Genomic DNA, 14,596 nt, shown 5'->3' with positions numbered 1-14,596 from the left:
CATGGATGTAGTACGCCTGACGTGCCAGGCGAGGAGTGAGTGTGAAAGCGAAGAAGCAGGAAACTGCCGCGACCATGAAAGACGTTGCCCTCAAGGCAAAAGTCTCTACAGCGACCGTCTCCCGAGCATTAATGAATCCCGATAAAGTCTCCCAGGCCACCCGTAATCGGGTTGAAAAAGCGGCCCGGGAAGTGGGTTATTTACCGCAGCCTATGGGGCGCAACGTCAAGCGTAATGAATCCCGCACCATTCTGGTGATTGTCCCGGATATCTGCGATCCCTTCTTTAGCGAAATTATTCGCGGTATCGAAGTTACGGCGGCAAATCACGGATATCTGGTGCTGATTGGCGACTGTGCGCATCAAAATCAGCAGGAAAAAACCTTTATCGATTTGATCATCACCAAGCAAATTGATGGCATGTTGTTGCTGGGTTCAAGGCTGCCGTTTGATGCCAGCATTGAGGAACAGCGTAATCTGCCGCCGATGGTGATGGCGAACGAATTTGCACCGGAGCTGGAGCTGCCTACAGTTCATATCGACAATCTGACCGCCGCATTTGATGCAGTAAATTATTTATATGAGCAAGGGCATAAACGGATTGGCTGTATAGCCGGTCCCGAAGAGATGCCGCTGTGTCACTACCGCCTGCAAGGCTATGTTCAGGCGCTGCGTCGCTGCGGCATTATGGTTGATCCGCAATACATCGCCCGTGGCGACTTCACCTTCGAAGCCGGAAGCAAAGCGATGCAGCAGCTGCTTGATCTTCCACAACCGCCTACTGCTGTCTTCTGCCATAGCGATGTGATGGCGCTCGGCGCACTTTCTCAGGCAAAACGCCAGGGGCTGAAAGTCCCGGAAGACCTTTCCATAATCGGTTTTGATAACATCGACCTGACGCAATTTTGTGATCCGCCGCTGACAACCATCGCGCAGCCGCGTTACGAAATCGGTCGGGAAGCTATGCTGTTATTGCTTGATCAAATGCAGGGGCAACACGTTGGCAGTGGCTCTCGTTTAATGGACTGCGAACTTATCATCCGGGGATCAACACGCGCGTTACCTTAAAGTAAACCTTTAAGACTGCCGTGACTGGTCAAAGGCCCGCCGCTTAAGTAACATGGCGGGCTGACGAACGAATAAATACAGCGAAACGATAGTGGCACAACGAGATTATGTACGCCGCAGCCAACCGGCACCTTCGCGGCGAAAAAAGAGCACCTCACGGAAAAAGCAACGAAATCTGCCTGCGGTTTCTCCCGCTATGGTCGCTATTGCTGCCGCCGTTCTTGTGACCTTTATCGGTGGTCTGTACTTCATTACGCATCACAAGAAAGAAGAGTCCGAGACGCTGCAAAGCCAGAAAGTGACCGGAAACGGACTACCACCAAAACCAGAAGAACGCTGGCGCTACATTAAAGAGCTGGAAAGTCGCCAGCCGGGAGTGCGTGCGCCCACAGAACCTTCTGCCGGTGGTGAAGTGAAAACGCCGGAGCAACTGACACCAGAACAACGTCAGCTTCTTGAACAAATGCAGGCTGATATGCGCCAGCAGCCAACGCAGCTGGTTGAAGTTCCGTGGAATGAACAGACGCCGGAACAGCGTCAGCAAACGCTACAGCGCCAACGTCAGGCGCAGCAATTAGCGGAACAGCAACGCCTGGCTCAGCAGTCGCGTACGACTGAACAAAGCTGGCAGCAGCAGACGCGTACGTCGCAAGCCGCACCGGTACAGGCGCAACCGCGCCAGTCTAAACCGGCTTCTTCTCAGCAGCCGTACCAGGATCTGCTGCAAACTCCTGCGCACACGACTGCGCAGTCGAAGCCGCAGCAAGCTGCGCCAGTTGCTCGTGCCGCTGACGCGCCAAAACCGACGGCGGAGAAAAAAGACGAACGCCGCTGGATGGTGCAGTGCGGTTCGTTCAGAGGCGCGGAACAGGCAGAGACGGTACGTGCTCAGCTGGCGTTCGAAGGCTTTGACTCGAAAATCACCACCAACAATGGCTGGAATCGTGTGGTCATTGGCCCGGTGAAAGGCAAAGAGAACGCAGACAGCACCCTCAATCGGTTGAAGATGGCGGGTCATACAAACTGCATTCGGCTCGCCGCCGGGGGTTGAAACCCTCAAAATCCCCCCCATCTATAATTGCATTATGCCCCGTACTTTTGTACGGGGTTTGTACTCTGTATTCGTAACCAAGGGGTCAGCTCGTGACAACTATAGTAAGCGTACGCCGTAACGGCCATGTGGTCATCGCTGGTGATGGTCAGGCCACGTTGGGCAATACCGTAATGAAAGGCAACGTGAAAAAGGTCCGCCGTCTGTACAACGACAAAGTCATCGCGGGCTTTGCGGGCGGTACTGCGGATGCTTTTACGCTGTTCGAACTGTTTGAACGTAAACTGGAAATGCATCAGGGCCATCTGGTCAAAGCCGCCGTTGAGCTGGCAAAAGACTGGCGTACCGATCGCATGCTGCGCAAACTTGAAGCACTGCTGGCAGTCGCGGATGAAACTGCATCGCTTATCATCACCGGTAACGGTGACGTGGTGCAGCCAGAAAACGATCTTATTGCTATCGGCTCCGGCGGCCCTTACGCCCAGGCTGCGGCGCGCGCGCTGTTAGAAAACACTGAACTTAGCGCCCGTGAAATTGCTGAAAAGGCGTTGGATATTGCAGGCGACATTTGCATCTATACCAACCATTTCCACACCATCGAAGAATTAAGCTACAAAGCGTAAGGATCTCCCATGTCTGAAATGACCCCACGCGAAATCGTCAGCGAACTGGATAAGCACATCATCGGCCAGGACAACGCCAAGCGTTCTGTGGCGATTGCTCTGCGTAACCGCTGGCGTCGCATGCAGCTCAACGAAGAGCTGCGCCATGAAGTGACCCCGAAAAATATCCTGATGATCGGCCCGACCGGTGTCGGTAAAACTGAAATCGCCCGTCGTCTGGCTAAGCTGGCGAATGCGCCGTTCATCAAAGTTGAAGCGACCAAATTCACCGAAGTGGGCTACGTCGGTAAGGAAGTGGATTCTATTATTCGCGATCTGACCGATGCCGCCGTGAAAATGGTACGCGTCCAGGCTATCGAGAAAAACCGTTATCGCGCTGAAGAACTGGCAGAAGAACGTATTCTCGACGTGCTGATCCCACCTGCTAAAAACAACTGGGGACAGACCGAACAGCAGCAGGAACCGTCCGCTGCTCGTCAGGCATTCCGCAAAAAACTGCGTGAAGGCCAGCTTGATGACAAAGAAATCGAGATCGATCTTGCCGCAGCACCGATGGGCGTTGAAATTATGGCTCCTCCGGGCATGGAAGAGATGACCAGCCAGCTGCAGTCCATGTTCCAGAACCTGGGCGGCCAGAAGCAAAAAGCGCGTAAGCTGAAAATCAAAGACGCCATGAAGCTGCTGATTGAAGAAGAAGCGGCGAAACTGGTGAACCCGGAAGAGCTGAAGCAAGACGCTATCGACGCTGTTGAGCAGCACGGGATCGTGTTTATCGACGAAATCGACAAAATCTGTAAGCGCGGCGAGTCTTCCGGTCCGGATGTTTCTCGTGAAGGCGTTCAGCGTGACCTGCTGCCGCTGGTAGAAGGTTGCACCGTTTCCACCAAACACGGGATGGTCAAAACTGACCACATTCTGTTTATCGCTTCTGGCGCGTTCCAGATTGCGAAACCGTCTGACCTGATCCCGGAACTGCAAGGTCGTCTGCCAATCCGCGTTGAACTGCAGGCGCTGACCACCAGCGACTTCGAGCGTATTCTGACCGAGCCGAATGCCTCTATCACCGTGCAGTACAAAGCACTGATGGCGACTGAAGGCGTAAATATCGAGTTTACCGACTCCGGTATTAAACGCATCGCGGAAGCGGCATGGCAGGTGAACGAATCTACCGAAAACATCGGTGCTCGTCGTTTACACACTGTTCTGGAGCGTTTAATGGAAGAGATTTCCTACGACGCCAGCGATTTAAGCGGTCAAAATATCACTATTGACGCAGATTATGTGAGCAAACATCTGGATGCGTTGGTGGCAGATGAAGATCTGAGCCGTTTTATCCTATAATCGCGTTCAATCATTTTCATCATTGTTTGATGGGGCTGAAAGGCCCCATTTTTATTGGCGCGTATTATGACTGAACAACAAATTAGCCGAACTCAGGCGTGGCTGGAAAGTTTACGACCTAAAACCCTCCCCCTCGCCTTTGCTGCAATTATCGTCGGGACAGCGCTGGCATGGTGGCAAGGTCACTTCGATCCGCTGGTCGCCCTGCTGGCACTAATTACCGCCGGGCTATTACAGATCCTTTCTAACCTCGCCAATGATTACGGCGATGCGGTAAAAGGCAGCGATAAACCTGACCGCATTGGGCCGCTACGCGGCATGCAAAAAGGGGTCATTACCCAGCAAGAGATGAAACGGGCGCTCATTATTACCGTCGTGCTCATCTGTCTCTCCGGGCTGGCACTGGTTGCAGTGGCATGCCATACGCTGGCCGATTTTGTCGGTTTCCTGATTCTTGGCGGGTTGTCGATCATTGCCGCTATCACCTACACCGTGGGCAATCGTCCTTATGGTTATATCGGTCTGGGTGATATTTCCGTACTGGTTTTCTTTGGCTGGTTGAGTGTCATGGGGAGCTGGTATTTACAGGCTCATACATTGATTCCGGCACTGATCCTTCCGGCGACCGCATGCGGCCTGCTGGCAACGGCAGTACTGAATATTAATAACCTGCGTGATATCAATAGCGACCGCGAAAATGGCAAAAACACGCTGGTGGTGCGCTTAGGTGAAGTGAACGCGCGTCGTTATCATGCCTGCCTGCTGATGGGCTCGCTGGTGTGTCTGGCGCTGTTTAATCTCTTTTCGCTGCATAGCCTGTGGGGCTGGCTGTTCCTGCTGGCGGCACCATTACTGGTGAAGCAAGCCCGTTATGTGATGCGGGAAATGGACCCGGTGGCGATGCGACCAATGCTGGAACGTACTGTCAAGGGAGCGTTACTGACTAACCTGCTGTTTGTTTTAGGGATATTCCTAAGCCAGTGGGCAGCATAACTGACAAATATCAATTAACAATTGATGATTTTGCCAACAGCCCACATAGCGCGATATACTGAAAATTCTCGCAGCAACTGAATGTTAAGCCTATGAAATACGATACTTCCGAGCTTTGTGACATCTATCAAGAAGATGTTAACGTCGTGGAACCGCTGTTCTCCAAATTTGGCGGACGGGCGTCGTTTGGCGGACAAATAATCACGGTAAAATGTTTCGAGGACAACGGGTTGCTGTACGATCTGCTCGAACAGAATGGCCGTGGTCGTGTTCTTGTCGTCGATGGCGGTGGTTCTGTTCGTCGCGCACTGGTCGATGCTGAACTGGCGCGTCTGGCAGTACAAAATGAATGGGAAGGTCTGGTCATTTACGGCGCGGTGCGTCAGGTAGATGACCTGGAAGAGTTGGATATCGGCATCCAGGCGATGGCGGCAATTCCGGTTGGTGCCGCTGGCGAAGGCATTGGCGAAAGCGATGTCCGCGTCAATTTTGGCGGTGTCACCTTCTTCTCCGGCGACCATCTTTATGCCGACAATACCGGGATTATTCTTTCAGAAGATCCGCTGGATATTGAATGATAAGAAAGGCACCGCAAGGTGCCTTTTTTCTGCGTTACCTGTTGGCCTACACAGTAAAGAAATTACGCGGAAGATGAAGCGTAATCAGACCTCTTCCATGCGACCCAGCAGGGCCTGCAGACGTTCCTGCCAGCCGTTCTGCTGTTCTTTCAGATGGTTGTTCTCACGCTCCAGCTCTTCGCGCTGATGCTGGGCATTTTGAACTTCCTGCGACAGTGAGTTGTTTTTTTCTTTCAGCTCTTCGATTTCCATCTGCAACAGAGTGATGGTATCAATCGCCTGCTGTACTTTTGCTTCCAGTTTCTCAAACACTTCTAATGACATTGTCATACCTCTCCTGAATTGCAAGGCGTTGATGGATAAAAATCCTCGTCCCGATTACCGGTGACGCCTTAATAAATACGAGCGCACTTTAGTTAGCTCCGATTGTATGAAGCCGCGCCATCGCTGTCCAGCGGCACGCCTTGCAGATTACGGTTTGCCACACTTTTCATCCTTCTCCTGGTGACATAATCCACATCAATCGAAAATGTTAATAAATTTGTTGCGCGAATGATCTAACAAACATGCATCATGTACAATCAGATGGAATAAATGGCGCGATAACGCTCATTTTATGACGAGGCACACACATTTTAAGTTCGATATTTCTCGTTTTTGCTCGTTAACGATAAGTTTACAGCATGCCTACAAGCATCGTGGAGGTCCGTGACTTTCACGCATACAACAAACATTAACTCTTCAGGATCCGATTATGAGTCAAACATCAACCTTGAAAGGCCAGTGCATTGCTGAATTCCTCGGTACCGGGTTGTTGATTTTCTTCGGTGTGGGTTGCGTTGCAGCACTAAAAGTCGCTGGTGCGTCTTTTGGTCAGTGGGAAATCAGTGTCATTTGGGGACTGGGGGTGGCAATGGCCATCTACCTGACCGCAGGGGTTTCCGGCGCGCATCTTAATCCCGCTGTTACCATTGCATTGTGGCTGTTTGCCTGTTTCGACAAGCGCAAAGTTATTCCTTTTATCGTTTCACAAGTTGCCGGCGCTTTCTGTGCTGCGGCTTTAGTTTACGGGCTTTACTACAATTTATTTTTCGACTTCGAGCAGACTCATCACATTGTTCGCGGCAGCGTTGAAAGTGTTGATCTGGCTGGCACTTTCTCTACTTACCCTAATCCTCATATCAATTTTGTGCAGGCTTTCGCAGTTGAGATGGTGATTACCGCTATTCTGATGGGGCTGATCCTGGCGTTAACGGACGATGGCAACGGTGTACCACGCGGCCCTTTGGCTCCCTTGCTGATTGGTCTACTGATTGCGGTCATTGGCGCATCTATGGGCCCATTGACAGGTTTTGCCATGAACCCAGCGCGTGACTTCGGTCCGAAAGTCTTTGCCTGGCTGGCGGGCTGGGGCAATGTCGCCTTTACCGGCGGCAGAGACATTCCTTACTTCCTGGTGCCGCTTTTCGGCCCTATCGTTGGCGCGATTGTAGGTGCATTTGCCTACCGCAAACTGATTGGTCGCCATTTGCCTTGCGATATCTGTGTTGTGGAAGAAAAGGAAACCACAACTCCTTCAGAACAAAAAGCTTCGCTGTAATATGACTACGGGACAATTAAACATGACTGAAAAAAAATATATCGTTGCGCTCGACCAGGGCACCACCAGCTCCCGCGCGGTCGTAATGGATCACGATGCCAATATCATTAGCGTGTCGCAGCGCGAATTTGAGCAAATCTACCCAAAACCAGGTTGGGTAGAACACGACCCAATGGAAATCTGGGCCACCCAAAGCTCCACGCTGGTAGAAGTGCTGGCGAAAGCCGATATCAGTTCCGATCAAATTGCAGCTATCGGTATTACGAACCAGCGTGAAACCACTATTGTCTGGGAAAAAGAAACCGGCAAGCCTATCTATAACGCCATTGTCTGGCAGTGCCGTCGTACCGCAGAAATCTGCGAGCATTTAAAACGTGACGGTTTAGAAGATTATATCCGCAGCAATACCGGTCTGGTGATTGACCCGTACTTTTCTGGCACCAAAGTGAAGTGGATCCTCGACCATGTGGAAGGCTCTCGCGAGCGTGCACGTCGTGGTGAATTGCTGTTTGGTACGGTTGATACGTGGCTTATCTGGAAAATGACTCAGGGCCGTGTCCATGTGACCGATTACACCAACGCCTCTCGTACCATGTTGTTCAACATCCATACCCTGGACTGGGACGACAAAATGCTGGAAGTGCTGGATATTCCGCGCGAGATGCTGCCAGAAGTGCGTCGTTCTTCCGAAGTATACGGTCAGACTAACATTGGCGGCAAAGGCGGCACGCGTATTCCAATCTCCGGGATCGCCGGTGACCAGCAGGCCGCGCTGTTTGGTCAGTTGTGCGTGAAAGAAGGGATGGCGAAGAACACCTATGGCACTGGCTGCTTTATGCTGATGAACACTGGCGAGAAAGCGGTGAAATCAGAAAACGGCCTGCTGACCACCATCGCCTGCGGCCCGACTGGCGAAGTGAACTATGCGTTGGAAGGTGCGGTGTTTATGGCAGGCGCATCCATTCAGTGGCTGCGCGATGAAATGAAGTTGATTAACGACGCCTACGATTCCGAATATTTCGCCACCAAAGTGCAAAACACCAATGGTGTGTATGTGGTTCCGGCATTTACCGGGCTGGGTGCGCCGTACTGGGACCCGTATGCGCGCGGGGCGATTTTCGGTCTGACTCGTGGGGTGAACGCTAACCACATTATACGCGCGACGCTGGAGTCTATTGCTTATCAGACGCGTGACGTGCTGGAAGCGATGCAGGCCGACTCTGGTATCCGTCTGCACGCCCTGCGCGTGGATGGTGGCGCAGTAGCAAACAATTTCCTGATGCAGTTCCAGTCCGATATTCTCGGCACCCGCGTTGAGCGCCCGGAAGTGCGCGAAGTCACCGCATTGGGTGCGGCCTATCTCGCAGGCCTGGCGGTTGGCTTCTGGCAGAACCTCGACGAGCTGCAAGAGAAAGCGGTGATTGAGCGCGAGTTCCGTCCAGGCATCGAAACCACTGAGCGTAATTACCGTTACGCAGGCTGGAAAAAAGCGGTTAAACGCGCGATGGCGTGGGAAGAACACGACGAATAATGTAAATGCCGAATGAAGCGTTTATGCCGCATCCGGTAGTCCCGAAACGTGCGGGGGCAACCCCGCACACATCAATAATCCCTCCCTTCCCCTGTGCTACACTTCGCGCCATTCCTTACTGCTTAGAGTTTGCTATGAGACGAGAACTTGCCATCGAATTTTCCCGCGTCACCGAATCAGCGGCGCTGGCTGGCTACAAATGGTTAGGACGCGGCGATAAAAACACCGCGGACGGCGCGGCGGTAAACGCCATGCGTATTATGCTCAACCAGGTCAACATTGACGGCACCATCGTCATTGGTGAAGGTGAAATCGACGAAGCACCGATGCTCTACATTGGTGAAAAAGTCGGTACTGGTCGCGGCGACGCGGTAGATATTGCTGTTGATCCGATTGAAGGCACGCGCATGACGGCGATGGGCCAGGCTAACGCGCTGGCGGTGCTGGCAGTAGGCGATAAAGGCTGCTTCCTCAATGCGCCGGATATGTATATGGAGAAGCTGATTGTCGGGCCGGGAGCCAAAGGCACCATTGATCTGAACCTGCCGCTGGCGGATAACCTGCGCAATGTAGCGGCGGCGCTCGGCAAACCGTTGAGCGAACTGACGGTAACGATTCTGGCTAAACCACGCCACGATGCCGTTATCGCTGAAATGCAGCAACTCGGCGTACGCGTATTTGCTATTCCGGACGGCGACGTTGCGGCCTCAATTCTCACCTGTATGCCAGACAGCGAAGTTGACGTGCTGTACGGTATTGGTGGCGCGCCGGAAGGCGTAGTTTCTGCGGCGGTGATCCGCGCATTAGATGGCGACATGAACGGTCGTCTGCTGGCGCGTCATGACGTCAAAGGCGACAACGAAGAGAATCGTCGCATTGGCGAGCAGGAGCTGGCACGCTGCAAAGCGATGGGCATCGAAGCCGGTAAAGTATTGCGCCTGGGCGATATGGCGCGCAGCGATAACGTCATCTTCTCTGCCACCGGTATTACCAAAGGCGATCTGCTGGAAGGCATTAGCCGCAAAGGCAATATCGCGACTACCGAAACGCTGCTGATCCGCGGCAAGTCACGCACCATTCGCCGCATTCAGTCCATCCACTATCTGGATCGCAAAGACCCGGAAATGCAGGTGCACATCCTCTGATTGATTTGATCGATTGAGCCTTCCAGTCCTTCGGGACTGGAATTTTTTTGTTCGGAGAACGAAGATAAGGCAAGTCAATCAAAACAGGAGAAAAACATGGCTGATTGGGTAACAGGCAAAGTCACTAAAGTGCAGAACTGGACCGACGCCCTGTTTAGTCTCACCGTTCACGCCCCCGTGCTTCCGTTTACCGCCGGGCAATTTACCAAGCTTGGCCTTGAAATCGACGGCGAACGCGTCCAGCGCGCCTACTCCTATGTAAACTCGCCCGATAATCCCGATCTGGAGTTTTACCTGGTCACCGTCCCCGATGGCAAATTAAGCCCACGACTGGCGGCACTGAAACCAGGCGATGAAGTGCAGGTGGTTAGCGAAGCGGCAGGATTCTTTGTGCTCGATGAAGTGCCGCACTGCGAAACGCTATGGATGCTGGCAACCGGTACAGCGATTGGCCCTTATTTATCGATTCTGCAACTAGGTAAAGATTTAGATCGCTTCAAAAATCTGGTCCTGGTGCACGCCGCACGTTATGCCGCCGACTTAAGCTATTTGCCACTGATGCAGGAACTGGAAAAACGCTACGAAGGAAAACTGCGCATTCAGACGGTGGTCAGTCGGGAAACGGCAGCGGGGTCGCTCACCGGACGGATACCGGCATTAATTGAAAGTGGGGAACTGGAAAGCACGATTGGCCTGCCGATGAATAAAGAAACCAGCCATGTGATGCTGTGCGGCAATCCACAGATGGTGCGCGATACACAACAGTTGCTGAAAGAGACCCGGCAGATGACGAAACATTTACGTCGCCGACCGGGCCATATGACAGCGGAGCATTACTGGTAAGCGGTTACTTATCGATAAACGGCACGATGAGCAAATCCGCACTCATCTTATTGATCATCCCGCGATATGCCGGCATCAAACGGTTGATAAATGAGTGATGATGACCACAGACAAGGAGGTCGCACTGCTCTTTTTGCATAATTTCCAGCAGTGTTTCCGGCATTTCTCCGCGTTCAATACGCAGTTTTGTCTTCGGCCATTGAATATTTTTCGTCAGTTTATACAGCTTGTTATCCGACTTATTCTTCAACAATTGAAGAATATCTTCTGTTGCAGGGAAGTAGATACCCGGATACAACTCGCTTAAGCCATCATCAATATGAATTAACGTCAGGTGAGCGTCATTATGTCTGGCGAGCTCCAGGGCTTTATTCACCAGTAAGGCATCTTCTTCATTCCCGGAAATTGCCACGCCAATGTGTTTATAAGCCATGTTTAACTCCTTCTAAAGCAACTCCATCAAGCTAACGAACGCAGTGATAACTCAAAAATAATCATCTCGGCCTGGCATGAGAAAGTGAAGGCCGCATCAAGCTCAACTTGCCCCTCCAGATCCTTAATCTTATAGGCCACGCTGGCCCCTTCATCTGCAGAGGATGTAGCGGCGGCAAGCTCTTTCAGTTTGGTCATAAAAGACTCTGCTTCTTCGCGGGTGGCAAAAAAGCGCGAAAACTTACTGGTACAGTTGTCGTTATCAATCACCGTACCGATATCAATCGCACATCCTTTAGTACTGCATTTATCTACGACATCTTTCATAGGGCACCTCTGTATATTCGCCTCTCTGTCGATTACGACTTAAGAATAATGCGCCGTTAAGGGAAGAACAAACAAGTAATGATCTTATGGATTACCATTTTTTTTGATATTGCTTAAGGTGAAGAGTTCAGAAGGATTTTCCGGGTATTGTCATTTGCATCGTGGAAATAACAATCCCGGAAAAAAATAGCAGTAAGAGATATATTAAAGGTTAATTACTTGATTTATTGTCGGCTTTATACTTCACATCCTGAGTATCTTTACCATATTTATTTTCGCCTTGTGTGCCAACAAACGCACCAAGATCGATAAGCATCATCACCAGAATCAACGTCGGGACAAAACGCCCCACCGCCCATTGCCAGACACCCGGTAAAATCGCCCAGTTACCCGCCAGCAGCATCCACGCCACAATCATCAGAAATGCCCATGCGCCGGAACGCCCGCGATCATGCAAGCGCTTAACAGTTACTGCCGCTGTTGGCCAGAGCAAGCACACAAGGCAAAACGCCGCGGTCTGAATATCGAGTAGATTCTTACCCGCCAGTGAGAAAAGCACCAGCATGCCTGCGAACCACAGGCCTATCCAAATCCAGAAATCACGGCGTCCAATACGCCCTTTAAATGAGAATAACCATTGCTGTATGGTCATGTAAGTTCCTTGATGGTTGTCTTTTCCAGGATTCTACCCTTTTGACAAGGGCGACAGATATCGTTTTAATCGGAGCCAGTCATAACAAAAGGTACTGTCAATGAAGCCAGGGTGTACGCTGTTTTTTCTCTTATGTTCTGCATTAACCGTTACAACAGCGGCGCATGCACAAACACCAGATACGGCAACGACCGCGCCTTATCTGCTGGCTGGAGCCCCTACTTTCGATCTCTCCATCAGCCAGTTTCGAGAAGACTTTAACAGCCAGAATCCCAGCCTGCCACTGAACGAATTTCGTGCCATCGACAGCAGTCCCGACAAAGCCAATCTCACTCGTGCTGCAAGTAAAATTAATGAGAACTTGTATGCTTCTACAGCGCTGGAGCGCGGTACCTTAAAAATCAAAAGCATTCAAATGACCTGGCTACCCATCCAGGGGCCAGAGCAAAAAGCCGCGAAAGCGAAAGCTCAGGAATACATGGCAGCGGTGATCCGCACACTCACCCCATTAATGACCAAAACACAAAGCCAGAAAAAACTGCAGTCGCTACTAACGGCGGGGAAAAACAAACGTTATTACACCGAGACAGAAGGTGCACTGCGTTATGTTGTCGCGGACAACGGCGAAAAGGGGCTGACCTTCGCTGTTGAACCGATTAAGCTGGCGCTATCTGAATCGCTTGAAGGTTTGAATAAATGACAAAAAGCAAAGCCTTTGTGCCGATGAATCTCTATACTGTTTCACAGACCTGCTGCCCTGCGGGGCGGCCATCTTCCTTTATTCGCTTATAAGCGTGGAGAATTAAAATGCGACATCCTTTAGTGATGGGTAACTGGAAACTGAACGGCAGCCGCCACATGGTTCACGAGCTGGTTTCTAACCTGCGTAAAGAGCTGGCAGGTGTTGCTGGCTGTGCGGTTGCAATCGCACCACCGGAAATGTATATCGATATGGCGAAGCGCGAAGCTGAAGGCAGCCACATCATGCTGGGTGCGCAAAACGTGGACCTGAACCTGTCCGGCGCATTCACCGGTGAAACCTCTGCTGCTATGCTGAAAGACATCGGCGCACAGTACATCATCATCGGTCACTCTGAACGTCGTACTTACCACAAAGAATCTGACGAACTGATCGCGAAAAAATTCGCGGTGCTGAAAGAGCAGGGCCTGACTCCGGTTCTGTGCATCGGTGAAACCGAAGCTGAAAATGAAGCGGGCAAAACTGAAGAAGTTTGCGCACGTCAGATCGACGCGGTACTGAAAACTCAGGGTGCTGCGGCATTCGAAGGTGCGGTTATCGCTTACGAACCTGTATGGGCAATCGGTACTGGCAAATCTGCAACTCCGGCTCAGGCACAGGCTGTTCACAAATTCATCCGTGACCACATCGCTAAAGTTGACGCTAACATCGCTGAACAAGTGATCATTCAGTACGGCGGCTCTGTAAACGCGTCTAACGCTGCAGAACTGTTTGCTCAGCCGGATATCGACGGCGCGCTGGTTGGTGGTGCTTCTCTGAAAGCTGACGCCTTCGCAGTAATCGTTAAAGCTGCAGAAGCGGCTAAACAGGCTTAAGTCTGACAGGTGCCGGATTTCATATCCGGCACTTACTTTCCTTAACTATTCGCCTTAACGCAAAATCTCACACTGATGATCCTGAATTTCCTCGGCTGAAGCACGGTTAAGCGTCAGTAGATTTCGTTGTGTCGCCAGCAATACAAATGAGTTATCACTCTGCCGTACCATCGCCAGCCCGTAGCGTCCCATATGTTCCCGCGCCTCAGGTACTTCTTCTGCCAGCATCATAAATGGGCTGCGTTGTACCAGTTCGCTTTCCGTTACCCGACGCGCCAGGTATTCATGCCCGCGCAAACCACCTGGCAGTGGCAACCAGCGGCTGCTGATGTTCGCCAGATTGTTATCCAGCTGTTCGCGCACATCAGGACGAATACAAGAGATATGAATATGAAAATGGTTTTGCGTACGCCCGGTGCGGGAGTTGATCGCCAAAGAAACCGCGCGATCGGGAACCGGCTGGCCGTATTTTTTGCTCATAAAATCACGCGCCTGCCAAGCCAACCAAAAGAAGTTCGGCGTTGAAGGATCGGTCAACAAAGGACTTTCAGTACCGTTAATACGATACGTTGGCATCAACAGATATTGCAGTGGGCCATTAAGATCTTTTAAAACCACGTATCCGGCATTGGGTTTGACTTCCGCACATGGCGAAGGATTTTGATTTTGCTGCTGATTGGGCAAACATTCCTCAAGGACAATCTTACGTAATGTATCCGACTCTTCACCGGTTAATTTCCAGTAACCAATACCGGCAGCCACAACGGCGATAACTATCATCACCAAAAAAAGAAGACCCGCTTTTTTCATCTTTTTTTCCCTGTACCTCAAAGAGATG

General features: G+C 51.4%; 17 protein-coding genes. 12 read left to right on the top strand and 5 right to left on the bottom strand.

The window, feature by feature from the left end; translation table 11 throughout:
• Positions 1 to 41 precede the first annotated feature (41 nt).
• From cytR to rraA, 6 genes are all read left to right on the top strand, one after another.
• Positions 42 to 1,067 carry a DNA-binding transcriptional regulator CytR gene (gene cytR, locus K0778_RS08575; protein WP_000644904.1) on the top strand — a complete coding sequence of 342 codons (1,026 nt, stop codon included), beginning with the start codon at positions 42 to 44 and terminating at the stop codon, positions 1,065 to 1,067.
• Between the two features lie 91 nt (positions 1,068 to 1,158).
• Entirely contained in the window at positions 1,159 to 2,118 is a 960-nt protein-coding gene (gene ftsN, locus K0778_RS08570; protein ID WP_000068828.1) for a cell division protein FtsN, read from the top strand.
• 92 nt (positions 2,119 to 2,210) lie between these two features.
• Entirely contained in the window at positions 2,211 to 2,741 is a 531-nt protein-coding gene (gene hslV, locus K0778_RS08565) for an ATP-dependent protease subunit HslV (protein ID WP_000208242.1), read from the top strand.
• A 9-nt stretch (positions 2,742 to 2,750) separates the two neighbouring features.
• Positions 2,751 to 4,082, top strand: coding sequence for an HslU--HslV peptidase ATPase subunit (gene hslU, locus K0778_RS08560; protein ID WP_001293341.1), 1,332 nt, complete (start codon positions 2,751 to 2,753; stop codon positions 4,080 to 4,082).
• Between the two features lie 66 nt (positions 4,083 to 4,148).
• On the top strand, positions 4,149 to 5,075 hold the full coding sequence (menA, locus tag K0778_RS08555; RefSeq protein WP_000139496.1) for a 1,4-dihydroxy-2-naphthoate polyprenyltransferase: 927 nt from the start codon (positions 4,149 to 4,151) through the stop codon (positions 5,073 to 5,075).
• Between the two features lie 92 nt (positions 5,076 to 5,167).
• Complete coding sequence (gene rraA / locus K0778_RS08550) at positions 5,168 to 5,653, top strand: ribonuclease E activity regulator RraA (RefSeq protein WP_063084769.1); 486 nt, start codon at positions 5,168 to 5,170, stop codon at positions 5,651 to 5,653.
• A gap of 84 nt (positions 5,654 to 5,737) precedes the next feature.
• Here the strand turns inward: rraA and zapB are convergent, their stop codons facing one another.
• The gene (zapB, locus tag K0778_RS08545; RefSeq protein WP_001296623.1) at positions 5,738 to 5,983 is read right to left on the bottom strand and encodes a septal ring assembly protein ZapB; all 246 of its coding nucleotides are present in this window, start codon (positions 5,981 to 5,983) and stop codon (positions 5,738 to 5,740) included.
• 424 nt (positions 5,984 to 6,407) lie between these two features.
• Between zapB and glpF the strand changes: the two genes are divergently transcribed.
• The 4 genes from glpF to fpr all read left to right on the top strand — a co-directional run bounded on the left by glpF (position 6,408) and on the right by fpr (position 10,772).
• Positions 6,408 to 7,253 carry a glycerol uptake facilitator protein GlpF gene (glpF, locus tag K0778_RS08540; protein ID WP_000084268.1) on the top strand — a complete coding sequence of 282 codons (846 nt, stop codon included), beginning with the start codon at positions 6,408 to 6,410 and terminating at the stop codon, positions 7,251 to 7,253.
• A 22-nt stretch (positions 7,254 to 7,275) separates the two neighbouring features.
• Positions 7,276 to 8,784: a glycerol kinase GlpK gene (gene glpK, locus K0778_RS08535; RefSeq protein ID WP_000136788.1), complete on the top strand. Its 1,509-nt coding sequence runs from the start codon at positions 7,276 to 7,278 to the stop codon at positions 8,782 to 8,784.
• A 134-nt stretch (positions 8,785 to 8,918) separates the two neighbouring features.
• A complete protein-coding gene (gene glpX, locus K0778_RS08530) occupies positions 8,919 to 9,929 on the top strand; it encodes a class II fructose-bisphosphatase (protein ID WP_001250644.1) in 1,011 nt (336 codons plus the stop codon).
• 96 nt (positions 9,930 to 10,025) lie between these two features.
• On the top strand, positions 10,026 to 10,772 hold the full coding sequence (fpr, locus tag K0778_RS08525; protein ID WP_000796332.1) for a ferredoxin--NADP(+) reductase: 747 nt from the start codon (positions 10,026 to 10,028) through the stop codon (positions 10,770 to 10,772).
• A 4-nt stretch (positions 10,773 to 10,776) separates the two neighbouring features.
• Here fpr and uspD read toward each other — a convergent pair whose 3' ends face one another.
• From uspD to K0778_RS08510, 3 genes are all read right to left on the bottom strand, one after another.
• Complete coding sequence (gene uspD / locus K0778_RS08520; RefSeq protein ID WP_000323556.1) at positions 10,777 to 11,205, bottom strand: universal stress protein UspD; 429 nt, start codon at positions 11,203 to 11,205, stop codon at positions 10,777 to 10,779.
• Positions 11,206 to 11,231: 26 nt separating this feature from the next.
• The gene (locus K0778_RS08515; RefSeq protein ID WP_000655989.1) at positions 11,232 to 11,531 is read right to left on the bottom strand and encodes a DUF406 domain-containing protein; all 300 of its coding nucleotides are present in this window, start codon (positions 11,529 to 11,531) and stop codon (positions 11,232 to 11,234) included.
• Positions 11,532 to 11,742: 211 nt separating this feature from the next.
• Positions 11,743 to 12,183 carry a DUF805 domain-containing protein gene (locus K0778_RS08510; RefSeq protein WP_000155257.1) on the bottom strand — a complete coding sequence of 147 codons (441 nt, stop codon included), beginning with the start codon at positions 12,181 to 12,183 and terminating at the stop codon, positions 11,743 to 11,745.
• A gap of 100 nt (positions 12,184 to 12,283) precedes the next feature.
• Between K0778_RS08510 and K0778_RS08505 the strand changes: the two genes are divergently transcribed.
• Positions 12,284 to 12,883: a YiiQ family protein gene (locus K0778_RS08505; RefSeq protein ID WP_000802214.1), complete on the top strand. Its 600-nt coding sequence runs from the start codon at positions 12,284 to 12,286 to the stop codon at positions 12,881 to 12,883.
• A 107-nt stretch (positions 12,884 to 12,990) separates the two neighbouring features.
• Complete coding sequence (gene tpiA / locus K0778_RS08500; protein ID WP_001216325.1) at positions 12,991 to 13,758, top strand: triose-phosphate isomerase; 768 nt, start codon at positions 12,991 to 12,993, stop codon at positions 13,756 to 13,758.
• A gap of 54 nt (positions 13,759 to 13,812) precedes the next feature.
• Here tpiA and cdh read toward each other — a convergent pair whose 3' ends face one another.
• Entirely contained in the window at positions 13,813 to 14,568 is a 756-nt protein-coding gene (cdh, locus tag K0778_RS08495) for a CDP-diacylglycerol diphosphatase (RefSeq protein WP_001351967.1), read from the bottom strand.
• Positions 14,569 to 14,596: the final 28 nt, after the last annotated feature.

The sequence above is a fragment of the Escherichia sp. XD33 genome (assembly GCF_019375075.1).
In the GTDB taxonomy this organism is placed as follows: Bacteria; Pseudomonadota; Gammaproteobacteria; order Enterobacterales; family Enterobacteriaceae; genus Enterobacter; species Enterobacter flexneri_A.
Note: the sequence above shows the minus strand (reverse complement) of the source record. Positions and strands in the feature narration are given on the sequence as shown.

What these genes read in the sequence shown, in the direction of transcription:
- zapB (WP_001296623.1), bottom strand. Translation starts at nt 5,983, where the DNA reads ATGACAATGTCATTAGAAGTGTTTGAGAAACTGGAAGCAAAAGTACAG.
- menA (WP_000139496.1), top strand. Translation starts at nt 4,149, where the DNA reads ATGACTGAACAACAAATTAGCCGAACTCAGGCGTGGCTGGAAAGTTTA.
- tpiA (WP_001216325.1), top strand. Translation starts at nt 12,991, where the DNA reads ATGCGACATCCTTTAGTGATGGGTAACTGGAAACTGAACGGCAGCCGC.
- K0778_RS08510 (WP_000155257.1), bottom strand. Translation starts at nt 12,183, where the DNA reads ATGACCATACAGCAATGGTTATTCTCATTTAAAGGGCGTATTGGACGC.
- K0778_RS08515 (WP_000655989.1), bottom strand. Translation starts at nt 11,531, where the DNA reads ATGAAAGATGTCGTAGATAAATGCAGTACTAAAGGATGTGCGATTGAT.
- uspD (WP_000323556.1), bottom strand. Translation starts at nt 11,205, where the DNA reads ATGGCTTATAAACACATTGGCGTGGCAATTTCCGGGAATGAAGAAGAT.
- glpX (WP_001250644.1), top strand. Translation starts at nt 8,919, where the DNA reads ATGAGACGAGAACTTGCCATCGAATTTTCCCGCGTCACCGAATCAGCG.
- glpF (WP_000084268.1), top strand. Translation starts at nt 6,408, where the DNA reads ATGAGTCAAACATCAACCTTGAAAGGCCAGTGCATTGCTGAATTCCTC.
- rraA (WP_063084769.1), top strand. Translation starts at nt 5,168, where the DNA reads ATGAAATACGATACTTCCGAGCTTTGTGACATCTATCAAGAAGATGTT.
- glpK (WP_000136788.1), top strand. Translation starts at nt 7,276, where the DNA reads ATGACTGAAAAAAAATATATCGTTGCGCTCGACCAGGGCACCACCAGC.
- K0778_RS08505 (WP_000802214.1), top strand. Translation starts at nt 12,284, where the DNA reads ATGAAGCCAGGGTGTACGCTGTTTTTTCTCTTATGTTCTGCATTAACC.
- hslU (WP_001293341.1), top strand. Translation starts at nt 2,751, where the DNA reads ATGTCTGAAATGACCCCACGCGAAATCGTCAGCGAACTGGATAAGCAC.
- cdh (WP_001351967.1), bottom strand. Translation starts at nt 14,568, where the DNA reads ATGAAAAAAGCGGGTCTTCTTTTTTTGGTGATGATAGTTATCGCCGTT.
- fpr (WP_000796332.1), top strand. Translation starts at nt 10,026, where the DNA reads ATGGCTGATTGGGTAACAGGCAAAGTCACTAAAGTGCAGAACTGGACC.